Origin of the sequence: Sphingobacterium sp. B16(2022), from assembly GCF_012030425.1 — a bacterium.
GTDB lineage: Bacteria > Bacteroidota > Bacteroidia > Sphingobacteriales > Sphingobacteriaceae > Sphingobacterium > Sphingobacterium anhuiense.
Genome location: NZ_JAAUVN010000001.1, coordinates 278,473 through 293,250, shown reverse-complemented (window position 1 = coordinate 293,250; position 14,778 = coordinate 278,473). Strand labels below are relative to the sequence as shown.

General features: G+C 36.3%; 12 protein-coding genes. 6 read left to right on the top strand and 6 right to left on the bottom strand.

From position 1 onward, the window contains the following. Positions 1-26: 26 nt before the first annotated feature. The 3 genes from HCX49_RS01330 (at position 27) to HCX49_RS25745 (ending at position 1,100) form a co-directional block, all read left to right on the top strand. Complete coding sequence (locus HCX49_RS01330; protein WP_132771103.1) at positions 27-458, top strand: DUF1579 family protein; 432 nt, start codon at positions 27-29, stop codon at positions 456-458. A gap of 71 nt (positions 459-529) precedes the next feature. Further along, positions 530-730 carry a CD225/dispanin family protein gene (locus HCX49_RS25750; RefSeq protein ID WP_132771463.1) on the top strand — a complete coding sequence of 67 codons (201 nt, stop codon included), beginning with the start codon at positions 530-532 and terminating at the stop codon, positions 728-730. Then, complete coding sequence (locus HCX49_RS25745) at positions 720-1,100, top strand: DUF2752 domain-containing protein (protein ID WP_132771102.1); 381 nt, start codon at positions 720-722, stop codon at positions 1,098-1,100. Before HCX49_RS25750 ends, HCX49_RS25745 begins: the two co-directional genes overlap by 11 nt. A 240-nt stretch (positions 1,101-1,340) precedes the next feature. On the opposite strand, the gene infB is transcribed toward HCX49_RS25745, so the two are convergent. The 4 genes from infB to HCX49_RS01300 form a co-directional block, all read right to left on the bottom strand. After that, positions 1,341-4,511: a translation initiation factor IF-2 gene (infB, locus tag HCX49_RS01315; RefSeq protein ID WP_132771101.1), complete on the bottom strand. Its 3,171-nt coding sequence runs from the start codon at positions 4,509-4,511 to the stop codon at positions 1,341-1,343. A gap of 106 nt (positions 4,512-4,617) precedes the next feature. Further along, on the bottom strand, positions 4,618-5,856 hold the full coding sequence (nusA, locus tag HCX49_RS01310) for a transcription termination factor NusA (RefSeq protein ID WP_021189504.1): 1,239 nt from the start codon (positions 5,854-5,856) through the stop codon (positions 4,618-4,620). 2 nt (positions 5,857-5,858) lie between these two features. Next, a complete protein-coding gene (rimP, locus tag HCX49_RS01305; protein ID WP_021189503.1) occupies positions 5,859-6,326 on the bottom strand; it encodes a ribosome assembly cofactor RimP in 468 nt (155 codons plus the stop codon). Positions 6,327-6,472: 146 nt separating this feature from the next. Next, positions 6,473-7,246: an XRE family transcriptional regulator gene (locus tag HCX49_RS01300; protein ID WP_132771100.1), complete on the bottom strand. Its 774-nt coding sequence runs from the start codon at positions 7,244-7,246 to the stop codon at positions 6,473-6,475. Positions 7,247-7,347: 101 nt separating this feature from the next. Between HCX49_RS01300 and HCX49_RS01295 the strand changes: the two genes are divergently transcribed. Beyond that, the gene (locus HCX49_RS01295; protein WP_132771099.1) at positions 7,348-7,671 is read left to right on the top strand and encodes a GIY-YIG nuclease family protein; all 324 of its coding nucleotides are present in this window, start codon (positions 7,348-7,350) and stop codon (positions 7,669-7,671) included. Positions 7,672-7,702: 31 nt separating this feature from the next. Here the strand turns inward: HCX49_RS01295 and HCX49_RS01290 are convergent, their stop codons facing one another. After that, positions 7,703-10,120 carry a penicillin-binding protein 1A gene (locus HCX49_RS01290; RefSeq protein ID WP_132771098.1) on the bottom strand — a complete coding sequence of 806 codons (2,418 nt, stop codon included), beginning with the start codon at positions 10,118-10,120 and terminating at the stop codon, positions 7,703-7,705. A gap of 230 nt (positions 10,121-10,350) precedes the next feature. Between HCX49_RS01290 and rpoN the strand changes: the two genes are divergently transcribed. Both rpoN and HCX49_RS01280 read left to right on the top strand, forming a co-directional pair. Then, complete coding sequence (gene rpoN / locus HCX49_RS01285; protein WP_021189499.1) at positions 10,351-11,817, top strand: RNA polymerase factor sigma-54; 1,467 nt, start codon at positions 10,351-10,353, stop codon at positions 11,815-11,817. A 356-nt stretch (positions 11,818-12,173) separates the two neighbouring features. After that, entirely contained in the window at positions 12,174-13,367 is a 1,194-nt protein-coding gene (locus HCX49_RS01280) for a porin (RefSeq protein WP_021189498.1), read from the top strand. A 45-nt stretch (positions 13,368-13,412) separates the two neighbouring features. Here the strand turns inward: HCX49_RS01280 and HCX49_RS01275 are convergent, their stop codons facing one another. After that, entirely contained in the window at positions 13,413-14,636 is a 1,224-nt protein-coding gene (locus HCX49_RS01275) for a tetratricopeptide repeat protein (protein ID WP_132771097.1), read from the bottom strand. Positions 14,637-14,778 lie beyond the last annotated feature (142 nt).

The following is a 14,778-nucleotide window of genomic DNA, read 5'->3' as shown; positions in this document are numbered from 1 at the left end:
AAAAAAATTGACCTTAAGAATCAAAAATGGATCAAATAGCAAAACAGCATTTAAATCATTTTATAGGAACTTGGGATACCGAAGGTATTATTCTAAAAACCAATAATGCTCCTGCAGTTAAAATCAAAGGGACTGATACATATTATTGGATTCTAGACAATTCTTTTATTTTGCACCAGGCAAATGTCATGATAGGAACGTCAAATAGCCTTACCCATGAAATTATAGGATATGACGTCGTACGTCAACATTACAGCATGCAATATTATAACAATCAAGGTCAATCTGGCTTTATGAATGCTATATTAGACAATCACCTTTGGACATTTACCGGAACTAACTTAAAGTTTAACGGTGGGTTCAGTAAGGAGAACAATGAATTTTCAGGTATTTGGAAACAGCTGAATGATCATAATATCTGGAACGATTTTATACACATAAAACTGACAAAAAGATAAAGTTGGTATAGGGTAAAGCATAAAAATTTTTTACAAAAAACATCAACTCTGCCCTTTTTTTCTATATTTAAATAAATTATAAAACTCTAAAATATGAAAAAGTACTTTTATACAGATTCTATGCAGGAGATCTGCAAGGTGCACAAAGAGCATCAGATGAAGCTAAAAAATGGACTAAAATTGGTTTTATTGTTTCCATTGTGATGACAGTATTGTATGTACTATTGATGATCTTAGGTGTTGTTGGATCTATATTTAATTATGGTAATTAAGAAATATTATCTATGGTCCATTGGGATTATACTTCTATTCATCTTAATTCTTACATATAAGTTCTTTAATCCGATACAGTATGACATTTTTCCTAAATGCCCATTTTATGTCATTACAGGCTACAAATGTCCCGGATGTGGATCACAACGCGCCATACATTATCTTTTAAATTTTGACCTCCAAAACGCATGGAGGCAAAATTTTTTACTGATCATCGCTATCCCCTATATCATCACAGGATTAATCTTTGAATATCAAAAATCGCCGACGCCAAAAATGCTTAAATGGCGAAAGATACTATTTGGTTATAAAGCAATTGTAATCGTTTTTATCATTGTAATTGGTTTTTGGATAGTAAGAAACTTATAAAGTAGAAACAGTAACTGTAAGTCGCTTTAATATAAAAAAAACATTACGGTAAAAAATACTCATTTCAGATCATCCGTTCTATTTGCACGATTTTAATGAAATGATCTTACTTTAGGAATATGGATAAGATCTTATAATTAACTCCCAATTCCTATCAAGAACTATCTGTGTGTTTTAAAACTCATAAAAAAAGGAGCGTCTTATTAAAAACGCTCCTTTTATGTATGATAAATTGTTTAATTACAACTTACGTTTTACTTCAACTTGTTCGTATGCTTCAACGATATCACCTTCTTGAATATCATTATATCCTTGAATATTCAAACCACACTCATAACCGAATGAAACTTCTTTCACATCGTCTTTGAAACGTTTCAATGAAGCTAATTTACCTGTGAAAACAACAACACCATCACGGACGATACGAATATCATTATTGCGGTTAATTTTACCATCCAAGACCATACAACCTGCAATTGTACCGACCTTAGAGATTTTAAACGTTTCACGGATCTCAACGTTAGCAACGATTTTCTCTTCAAATTTCGGAGCCAACATACCTTCCATTGCCGATTTAAGTTCTGCAATAGCATCGTAAATGATAGAGTAAAGACGAATATCAATTTGCTCTTGTTCAGCCAATTTACGTGCACCTATAGATGGACGAACTTGGAAACCGATGATAATTGCATCAGAAGCAGAAGCTAATAAAACATCTGACTCTGAGATAGCACCCACAGATTTATGAATTACATTCACTTGAATCTCTTGTGTTGATAATTTCAATAATGAATCAGATAATGCCTCGATCGAACCATCCACGTCACCTTTTACGATCACGTTCAACTCTTTAAAGTTACCGATTGCCAAACGACGACCGATCTCATCCAAAGTAATATGTTTCGTAGCACGCATACCTTGCTCACGTTGTAATTGAAGACGTTTATTCGCCACATTACGAGCTTCAGATTCACTCTCCATAGTATAGAACTTATCACCTGCAGTAGGTGCCCCAGCCATACCTAAGATTTGAACCGGTACAGAAGGACCTGCTTCTTTCACACGCTCACCACGTTCATTTGTTAAAGCTTTCACTTTACCACTATGAGAACCTGCTAAAATAGGATCTCCCACACGTAAAGTACCTCCTAATATCAGTACTGTTGTCACAATACCTCTACCTTTATCCAAAGCAGCTTCAATTACAGAACCAACAGCACGTTTGTTCGGATCAGCTTTTAAGTCAAGCATCTCTGCTTCTAATAATACTTTTTCTAATAAAAGATCCACATTCAATCCAGTTTTTGCTGAAATCTCCTGTGCTTGGTATTTACCACCCCAATCCTCTACTAATATATTCATTTGAGACAACTGCTCTTTAATACGATCTGTATTAGCACCTGGCTTGTCAATTTTTGTAAATGCAAATACGATTGGCACACCAGCAGCTTGTGCGTGGTTGATTGCTTCTTTCGTTTGTGGCATGACAGCATCATCCGCTGCAATAACGATAATTACGATATCTGTTACTTTTGCACCACGAGCACGCATCGCTGTAAAGGCTTCGTGACCTGGAGTATCTAAGAAAGTGATCTTACGTCCACCGTCTAATTGTACCGCATAAGCACCAATATGTTGCGTGATACCACCTGCTTCACCACCTGTTACATTTGCTTTACGCACGTAATCTAACAAAGATGTTTTACCGTGATCGACGTGACCCATTACCGTAACAATCGGAGCACGAGAAATCAATGCATCTTCATTGTCAGCTTCTTCAAGATCAGCAATCTCTTCATCTTCAGGTTTGATAAATTCAATTTGGTAACCAAATTCATCAGCAACAATGGTTAAAGTTTCTGCATCTAGACGTTGGTTAATTGAAACAAACATACCTAAACTCATACAAGTTGCGATAATTTGTGTAACAGCCACATCCATTAAGTTAGCAAGTTCGTTTGCCGTTACAAATTCTGTAACACGCAACACTTTTGCTTGCATTTCTCTTTCTAATGCTTCCTCCTCCGCGTTAGTTGCGACATCGTCACGTTTTTGACGTCTCAATTTCGCACGTTGAGCAAATTTACCCGACTTACCAGCACCACTTAAGCGCGCTAATGTAGCCTTGATTTGATCTTGGATTTCCTTTTCAGTAGGCTCCTCTTTTGGTACATTAGGTCCATTACTTCTATTGTTGAAGGCTGGACGACCTTTATTTGCACCTGGACCTCCTGGACGGTTATGATGTCCTCCTGGACCTCCCGCTGGACGGTTTTGATTATTTCCTCCTGGACCTCCTGCTGGGCGGTTTTGATTATTCCCTGCTGGATGATTTCCACCAGTACGATTTGGATGATTTCCACCACCTTGGTTTGGACCTCCAGTACGATTTGGATGGGTACCACCACCCTGAGGCGGAGTTCCTGTATTATTCGTACGTTTACGTTTACGCTTATGATCATTACCAGTAGCACTTGAAGAAGATGCTACAGGCTTATCGCGATGAGAAGGTCTTGCCGTAGGCAATTCAATCTTACCAATTACTTTTGGACCTGTTAATCTCTCTGCTTTAGCACTAATAACCTCATCTGCAGGATTAACTTTTTTCACTTCCTTTACAGGAGTTTCAACCGGTGCTTTCACAGCAGGTTTTTCATTTTTTGGCTTTTCTTCTACCACTTTCTTCTCTTGAACTTTAGGAGCTTCAGTTTTAACTTCAACTTTTTGAGGTGCAGCAATGACAACCTTAGGTGCTTCTGGCGCTTTCTCTTCTATTTTTTGTGCTTCCACTATCGGAGCTTTAGGAACTTCTACTTTAGGCTCTTCTTTTACGATAGGTTTTGGAGCTGTAGGAGTTGCTTCTTTAACTACCTCAGGCTTCTTCTCCACTTCCTTTGGAGTTTCAGCTTTCACTTCTGGAGTTTCCTCTTTCTTAGGTTTAGATCCTCTTTTCAAAGCATCTAAATCAATTTTACCCACAACCTTCATACCTCCAGTGTGTGTATTTGATGAATTTTCCTTTGCCTCAGAACCCGTTACCTTTTCAACTGGATTCTCTTTTTTATCTGCATTAGATTCTTCTCTTGTATTTACCGCAGCATTTTTTATCAAAATATCTTTTGAAGCTGCAGTTTCTTCATAATCGTCATTTTTAGATGATTCTTTAGGAGAAGCGACTGGCGACTCATCACGACGAATTTTGCCAATCACAATTTGTTTAGCTTCATCTTTCACGATCTTGTCACCTTGAAACTCTTTCAACAGCACATTGTACATCTCTCCGGATAGCTTAGTACCAGGTTTGGCGTCGACGTCATACCCTTTTTTCACTAAACAATCTACGGCAGTAGATATGCCAATATTGAGTTCCTTTGCTGCTTTAAGCAGGTTTGTACCTTTTCCTTCAGTCATCTATTATTTTAACTAATTAAATATTTAATACAAAAATATGTTTTTTTTACATCTCTATAACAATTAAATTCGAAATAGAGATGAAAATAAATTATGTGGCTTCATTTTATTCAAATTCAGCCTGTAAAATACGTAAAATGTCTTTTACCGTATCTTCTTCCAAGTCAGTCCTTCTAGACAACTCTTCTTCTGTCAATGCCAATACTGAACGTGCTGAATCTAAACCTACACGTTTCAATGCATCAATTACCCAGCTTTCGATTTCATCGCTGAATTCTTCGATATCCACATCTTCATCAAACTCGTCATTCTCACGATAAACATCGATCTCATAACCTGTCAATTTACCTGCCAATTTGATATTGTGTCCACCACGTCCAATTGCCAAAGAAACTTGATCAGATTTTAAATACACTGCAGCCGTCTTATTTTCTTCATCAATCTTGATTGAGCTAATACGAGCTGGGCTTAATGCACGTGTAATGTAAAGTGAATGATTCGTTGTAAAGTTGATTACATCAATATTTTCATTACGCAATTCACGAACGATACCATGAATACGAGATCCTTTCATACCCACACAAGCACCAACAGGATCAATACGATCATCATAAGATTCTACTGCCACTTTAGCACGTTCTCCTGGTTCGCGAACGATTTTCTTAATCGTAATCAAACCATCAAAAATCTCAGGAACTTCCAGTTCAAATAAACGTTGTAAAAATTCTGGAGCAGTACGAGAAATAAGAATCTTAGGATTATTATTCATCATATCCACTTTATAAACGACTGCACGAATGCTATCACCTTTCTTAAAATAATCTGCAGGAATTTGTTCTGTCTTCGGTAAAATTAATTCATTACCGTCATCATCTAACACAAGCAATTCTTTTTTCCAGATTTGATAAACCTCGCCGATCACCAACTCCCCTTCACGGTCTTTATACTTTTTGAAAACTTCGTCTTTCTCCAATTCCAAAACTTTTGAAACCAAAGTTTGACGGGCTGCTAAAATAGCACGACGACCAAAACTCTCTAACGTTATCTGTTCAATATAATCATCGCCAACTTCTAAATCAGCATCAAATTTCTTCGCTTCTGTTAATTCAATTTCAAGATCATCATCTTCCGAAAATTCATCTTCAACAACAACGCGTGTTCTCCATATCTCTAAATCTCCATTATCAGGATTTACGATAACATCACAGTTTTCATCTGTACCAAAACGTCTACGGATCATACTACGAAATACTTCTTCTAAGACAGAAATAACCGTAGGTCGGTCAATGTTTTTAAACTCTTTAAACTCTTGGAAAGAGTCAATCAAATTGATATTGCTGCTCATTTTTATTTAAATGAAATTAACACCTTAGTTGCTTTTATTTGTTCAAAAGGTATAATGCGAGCAACCTGCTCCGCTTTTTTACCTTTTTCTTTTATTGTTTCTTCAATTGTTATCTGTGCATCCTCAACGGCTAACAATGTACCTTCCGTTTTTGTACCATCATTTAACTTCACTTGTACATTGCGTCCAATATTTTTCTCATATTGCCTTTGATTAACAAAATTAGCATCTAGCCCCGGAGAAGAAACTTCAAGACGATAAGCTTTCTCTACTGTCCCCTCTTCTTCCAACTGGAATCCGACAAATTTACTAACCTGTACACAATCATCGATACTAATTCCCTGATCACCATCTAGCAAAACTTCCAACACGCTGTTCGGATGAAATTTAACACTTACAATAAACAAATCATCGCGATCTGCTAATTTTTCTTGGACGAGTTCGATAACTCTTTTCTCTACATTTTGCATATTCTTTCGAAAACGAATAAAAATACTGAAATCAATGAATTAAAAAAGGGGGCATACGTTGCCCCCTTCCTCTCAGATAAGACAAAGGTAAATATTTTTTTTCAACTATCAAAATATAGATAAAAAAGATCCATCAAAATGATCCTCTAACCCTTATCTACAACCGAATTAATTGTTTTTTGCATTTCTGCCATCATGCTTGTCAAAGTCTCCATAGAAGGTTCATTACTAGGTTCCGGAAGCGTTGTACTAATAAACGCTTTTGCTTTCCAAACTTCCATAATATCACTCGCTTCTACCCAATATGGATCGTAGCTCTTATTATCAGAAACTAACTTCAGACCTTTATCTTCTTTAAATTTAAATGCTATTCGCTTGTATACAACCCCCTCATCTTTTGAAACGACAATATAGGTCTGCCCTGGCTTAATATCATTCCAGTTCTCCACATATTCTGCTACGACAATAGAACCACTAGCCAAAGGACGCATCGAATCACCCTTGATTTCAAAAGCCCGATAGGTTCCTTGATTGAACATAGGTAACGAAAATTTCGGTAACGTTGCAACATATTCCGGATCAGCATAACCATTCATATAGCCAGCGCTCGCTTTTACAGGAACCAACTCTATATTTTCGCGGTCAAGCCCGTCAACTGTAACACTAAGTACCCGTAAATTAGAAGCATTACTTTTAGGAGCCCGTTTCCATTTTTCATTTATCTCATCATTAGCAAGCTCATCCATTGAAAGGTCATAAAACTCTGCTATTTTTTTTAGTAACTCATATTTTGGCTCTGCCCGATCTTCTTCATACGCCCCTACAGAAGCACGTTTTATCTCCATTAAGTCAGCAAACTGCTGTTGTGTAAGCCTTTTCGTTTTTCTTAAAAACTTAAGATTGGAAGCTATGTTTGGCATATTTTTTTAATTTTAATTTTTAATATCTAAAAATATTAGTATTATTGTGCCAATAAAATTAGTAAAAATTATACAAATAACCAAATTTATTAGCTCAAAACATGAAATCACACACATTATACATCATTACGGACAGCAACAGACAGTTCTTAAATGTAGATATCACATCAGACTTTAACCGGGCGATGAACGAAATAAAAAGCAGCTGCAACATTTTCTTTCCCAATGGCCCACACTTAACTCGTGTCGTTTATATGGAAAAATTTGATTGTCAGGAACAAGCTGAAAAGAGACAATTTGAATTAAATCACTTTACACGGATGCAGAAGGAGAAGCTCATCAGAAAACAAAATGCGAATTGGAACAACCTATGTCCAACTAATATGGATACTTCCAAAAAAAAATCGGTTGTTTATACTTCATAAACAACCGATTTAAAATTTTTAAGAGAATGTATTAATCACCAAAACCTAGTGAATCACGCGGTCTTATTGCCGTTGCATCATTATGGGTAGATAAGACATCAGAAGCATCATCATCTCCAGAAGTTGATAATCCTTCTTCTTGAGTTGTACCACCATTTTGCACATCTTCCACACCATCGATTAACATCTCATCATCTACAGCGGTTGAATCTGAGACAACCTCTTCACGAGGCGGACGAGGAGTTTCACACTTATACTTCTTTGTAATTTCCACAGTTGAAGCAGGAAATTTACCCTGCGTATAGCCTAACTGCTTATCCTTATAAACAGATTCCATAAATAAACCAAAAATTGGTAGCGCGGTTTTAGAGCCCTCACCGGTCTGCGAATTTTTAAAATGGATATTTCGATCGTCACAACCGACCCACACCGCAGTTACCAGATCTTTGGTAACACCCATGTACCACCCATCTACATACTCCGAAGAAGTACCCGTTTTTCCACCAATCTCATTTTCCTTATCAAAAAGATCATACTCCCATAATGCCTGTGAAGTTCCTCCCGGCTCTTCCATTCCTCCGCGAAGCATATAGGTCATCAACCATGCATCTTGTTTATCCACTACCTGCTTACGTTCAGGTTTAAAAGTTGCAATCACTTTTCCGTCATAATCTTCTATTCGAGAAACAAGAATAGGTGTTACACGTTCACCGTGATTCATCATTGTAGCATAACCATTTACCATTTCAAAAACTGAAACATCATTTGGTCCCAAACCGATCGACGCCACAGGACTCAATTTACTTTCAATTCCAACTCGATGTGCAGCTTCAACAATTTTATCAGCCCCTACTTTCTCTGTCAGTTGAACTGTAATCGAATTTACCGAACGCGCCATGGCCCAACGCAATGACATATCCCGATAACTAAAATTCCAGTCAGCATTTTTAGGCTCCCAGACTTCAATTGAATCTCCTTTATCAATCTTGATGGTTACGGGCTTATCTTGAATCTGATCACAAGGTGTCATACCGGATTCCAATGCTGCTAAATAAACAAAAGGTTTGAATGTAGAACCTGCCTGTCTTTTAGATTGATTAACATGATCATATTTAAAAAACTGATGATCGATACCTCCTACCCACACTTTAATTTCAGCAGAATATGGATCCATACTCATCACACCCGTATTTAACATAGTTACATAGTATTTGATCGAATCAACAGTGGACATCTCTACTTTTTCACGCATCCGCTCTCCTTTCCAAGAAAATACTTCCATTTCTTTTTTACGGTTCAAGTAGAAATCAATACTGTCAGTACGTTGATCATATTTTTTCACCAAAAATTTATAATAGTCTGTCTTTTTTACCAAGTTTTCAATAAATCCAGGAATTACCTTACCTGACAAATCACGCCAAGGCTCTTCACTACCCCATGCATTCTTCAATCTCCGTTGCAATACCTGCATCTGCTTAGCAACAGCTTCCTCGGCATGTTTTTGAAGCTTTGAGTTGATTGTAGTATAAATCTTTAGACCATCCTTATAGATATCCATATCATTTTCATCAGCCCACTTCTCCAGCCAACGCTCTACCGCTGCCCGTAAATAAGAATCTTCACCCGCATGTATATCTTTGTTCTCCGTACGTAATACCAATGGCTCCTTTGACAACTGATCAACCTGAGTTTGATCAATATACTTAGCCTTCTCCATTTGAGTTAAAACGACATTTCGGCGCTCACGCGATTTGTCTAGATTACGCATAGGATTATAAATTGTTGTTCCCTTCAGCATACCCACTAATACCGCAGCTTCATTGATGCTAAGTTCACTTGCATTTTTACTAAAATAACGTCGTGCAGCCGTTTGGATACCATATGAATTATTACTGAACGAAACGGTATTTAAATACATCGTTATAATTTCATTTTTTTCATATCGTGACTCCAATTTATAAGCGGTCATCCATTCCTTAAACTTGGTTACAATTAAACCAACACCAGGTATTTTACCAAGAAGACCACCCGATTTATTATAGCGTGTACGATATAAGTTTTTTGCCAATTGTTGCGTAATTGTACTAGCCCCTCTTCTATCTCCAGATAAAGTAGAAACAATACCAGATCCGAGACCTAAAAAATCAACTCCGCTATGTTTATAAAAGCGAACATCCTCTGTAGCCACCAGCGCATTGATCACATTTTTAGATATGCTGTCAAAAGCCACTGGATTACGGTCTTCATCAAAATAACGACCGATCAAAACACTATCTGCAGTATACAATTCGGTTGAGATATTAACACTGGGCATCGTAATATCCTTTTTTGTAGGCGAGTAGCCAAATAGCCCCAAAAAGTTAAGCTGTATAGCACAAACAAGGACGATTAAAAAATATATAGCAATTGCTATATAGCGTATATATTTATTCTTAATACGTTTAAACATATGGTAAAGGTCTAAAAATGTTTTGTGAAAACAAGCAAAAAAAATAGCTTTTACATGTCATAAAGAAGAATTAACGAAATTTAACATTTCATTATTCCAATTCTGATAATTAGGAGTATAAGATTATAGATAGCTACAAAAATTATACCCAAATACCTTTTCTATGTATTTTTGTTTCTTAAATCAATATAATTTATATAAATTTATATTCGAATTAGTCATAGAAAAACATGTTAAAGCAAACCTTACAACAAAAGTTATTACAAAAACTATCTCCACAGCAGATTCAGTTTATTAAACTTTTACAGGTTCCTACAGTCTCTTTGGACGCACGCATTAAAGAAGAATTAGAGGAGAATCCAGCACTTGAGGACGGCAGTTTAGCAAACATGGCCGAACCGAACGAAGAATACCCAGATCGCGATCCAGATGAGAGTTTTGATAGTGAAGAAAGCTTCGACAGCGATGAGTTCAACGTAGATGAATATATCCAGGAAGATGATTATACTGATTACTCCAACAACTATAATTATACTGACGAAGATGATGATAAAAAAGAGATTCCCATTGCTGTACAAGATTCATTTTTTGAGAAATTACAACAACAGCTCGATTTACTAGCCTTAGATGACCGTGATTTCTTAATCGGTCAGCAAATTATTGGAAGTTTAGATGATGACGGATACCTACGTCGTCCAATATTAAGTCTCATTGATGACCTTGCGTTTTCTCAAAATGTTATCGCTACTGAAAGCGAAGTATTAGAAATGTTAAAGGTTATTCAAGATTTTGAACCGGCAGGTATCGGAGCTCGTGATTTACAGGAATGCTTGCTGATACAATTACAAAAGAAAGATCAAAATAATCCAACCATCATTCAGGCAACTAAAGTTGTAAAAAATTATTTGGATGAATTTACCAAGAAGCATTATGATAAACTTGAAAAATCGCTAGGGTTAACCTCAGATGATCTTAAAAATATTGTAAATGAAATTCTAAAGTTAAATCCAAAACCAGGTGATTCAGGAGCTGTTGCAGGTAAACAGTTACATGTCATTCCCGATTTTCACATCATTAACAACGATGGAGTACTTCATCTAACATTAAACGGGCGAAATGCACCAGAACTACGTGTGAGTCGTTCTTACCAGAACATGTTCGAACATTATGAGAAATCCGATCAAAAGGATAAAAAAATGAAAGAAGCTGTTCAGTTTGTAAAACAGAAACTCGATTCTGCGAAATGGTTTATTGATGCGATAAAACAAAGACAGCAGACATTGCTAAAAACAATGAATGCCATCATGGAGTATCAGTATGACTACTTTTTAACAGGTGATGATGTTAAGCTTAGACCGATGATATTAAAAGATATTGCAGATCGCATAGGTATGGATATCTCGACTGTATCCCGTGTTGCCAACTCAAAATATGTACAAACAGAATTTGGCACATTTCTTCTTAAATCATTTTTCTCCGAAGCTATTCAAACAGAATCTGGAGAAGAAGTATCCAATAAAGAAGTTAAAAAGATCTTAGAAGAATGCATCGCAAATGAAGATAAACGCAAACCTCTTGCTGATGAAAAGCTGACCGAAATCTTAAAAGATAAAGGTTACAATATCGCTAGACGTACCGTTGCAAAATATCGCGAAGCACTCAATATACCTGTTGCACGTTTACGTAAAGAATTATAATAAGTAAAAGGCCACCTATAAAGTGGCCTTTTACTTATCATTTCATCTCATTTTTCTCCTCTATTCAATTAGATTATTATCTTTGTGTTTGAAAATAAAAAAACAGCAGCAAATCACTTTGTTTTATACTTAGTTTCTTGTCAAGAATAGAATCACTGACATTGGATTTAGCTAAAATGACTGTCGCACGCATATAATATATAAAGTTCTATCCGTAAGAATCATGATTAATCCGTATCTTTTATAGATAGATGCTAAAAATATTATTTTATTAATACGCTATTTTTTACAAGCAAATTAAACTGTTATAATTTAAGTACACACAACCCTTACTATAATATTTTTTTTAAAGACGAATGAGAGCAACAAAAATTGTTACCCTTACAGCCTTACTAGCGACCTTAGCCTGTGCCACAAAAGCGCAAGAACGAGATGATAGAGCTACTATCTTAAATTTCAAAGGAATTCAATTCCATAGCAAAGATTCCCTTTTCTACACAAACTTCAGATTTAGAATGCAAAACCGTGCCGGTTTCACAGAAAAATTAGACGGAGAAAAGAACGGAGAATGGGATGCGCGTGTACGTAGACTTAGAATGCGGGTCGATGGTTACATCTACACGCCTAAGATTAGCTACTCATTACAATTAGCTTTTACAAGAAGTGATCAAGATTTCGATGAAACTGGTATTCCAAATATTGTACGTGATGCCGTTGTATTCTATAACTTTACTGACGATTTCTACATCAGTTTCGGTCAAAACAAATTACCAGGAAATAGGCAACGCGTCAATTCATCTGGACAGCTCCAGTTTGCAGATCGTTCCCTAGTGAATACCAGGTTTACTTTAGATCGTGATTTCGGTATGAGTGCCAATCTGAGTAAAAAAATTGGCGAAGTACCTATTAATGCAAAAGTTGCTATATCAACAGGTGAAGGCAGAGCTGCAAGCGGAACAGATGGAGGCTTATCTTACACAGGTAGGGTAGAATTTTTACCATTCGGCAATTTTGAAAATGGAGGCGATTATTCCGAAGGGGACATAGAGCGTGAAGAAACACCAAAACTATCTATTGGTGGAGGTTACAGCTTTAACGACAGAACAACCCGTATAGGTGGTCAAACGGGTAAATATGTTGAAAATCCTTTTACTTTAAAGACCAGCTTTATAGATGCAATTTTTAAATATCAGGGTTTTGCTTATCAAGCCGAGTATATGCGTCGTGATGTCGACAATCCAATGAATATTGATTTACAGGGAAATACCGCCTATGCTTATAAAGGTTTTGGAGTTAATCAACAGATGTCTTACCTGATGAATCATGGATACGAGGTGGTAAGCCGATATACCTTTGTCCAACCTCACAAAGATATTCGGGCATATGAAAAACAAACAGAAATTATTGAAGCAGGTATCAACAAATATATGAAAGCACATCGCTTAAAATTCAATTTGAGTGGTAATTATACTTTTAAAGATGGTCAATTTGACAATGCCGATCAAAAGAACTCCTGGGGGTTTCTATTTCAGGTTGAGTTAGGAATTTAAAAATAAAAAGGTTCAGTTGTTAAAACTGAACCTTTTTATTTTCTATTACTCTTCATCCAACTCTTCGAATTTTTGTAAATCAGATTCAGCGCCTACCTTATCACCTAAAGATTCCCGTATTGCAGCACGATACTGATAAAGATCTGAATAGTAAGGATTCAAGTCTATAGCACGATTATAATCCAACAAAGCCTCCTCCTGCTTTCCTATACGTTCGAACATATCTGCTCGAAGTACATACGGATAAAAGTCATCCTTCATTAAGGCGATCAATTTAGAATAATCGACGATTGCATCTTCAAATTTACCTAATCTTTCAAAAAGCGAAGCCCGCTCCTCATATATGGCAGTATGTTCAGGATTCAGAGAGGCTGCTTTCCTATAATCCTCAAGCGCGGCGTCATGTTCGTGTAGACATTCCAATAACTTTGCTCGTAAAATATAAGCAGAAACACAATTTTCATCAATTGATAAAGCTTGATTACAATCCTCAAGGGCTTCTATATACAAAGTTAATTTGCTGTAGATTGCCGCACGATAAACATACCATTCTGCTTGATTATCCGCCATATTGATTCCTTGAGAATACAAACGAATAGCTTTTTGATAATCATAAATGTGTACATATTCCAAAGCGAGCTTCGTTAAGACATCTAATCGTTCTGGATCTTGTTCCCAAGTGCTTTCCAATTCCTGAAGTTCCAGCTGATCCATTTTAAGGGTTTCTAAATAGGAAAGATGCTCATGCCACTCTAGCATACTGTGATAATTGAAATCGAGACGTTTTGCGACTTGATAATCATAAAAAGCTCCCTCATCATCATCTAAACATCGATTCAGTACACAGCGACAGGCATAAAAATAAGGTTCTTTGGGGAAATCAGTAATCGCATTTGAATAAATCTGAATAGACTTATCAAAATCTCCTTTCATAAAATAGCATAATGCCAAATAACTATATCCTAATGCTGTTACCTGGACTTTTTGAGCCTCATAAAGATATTTGGTTGCATCATCATGACCGGCCTGCATACTTAACATACCTTTTAACAAAAGTGACGCAACAGGTTCCAATTCCTTAGCAACGTCCAATTCATTCAAAATATCTTGATACTCTTCTTTTATGTTAATATTAAAATTTAAAAGCTCCCGGATCGGTAAATATGCAAAACTAGCGAGTAAAGTAGTAGCCCCTCCCTTTACATTAAAATCTACTCTAATCCGCTCCTCACTAAATAATTTTCGAAGTATATGTTGAATCTGTTGCATATACAAAGGTACAAGGATGTGTAGCAAAACAGAAATATATTTCGCTATTCCATTTATTCTGCAAATGAAAAACAAGTATTCCTACAAAACGAAAAGGCTTAAACTATCAGTAGTTTAAGCCAGTTCTATTTTCATTGGGTAG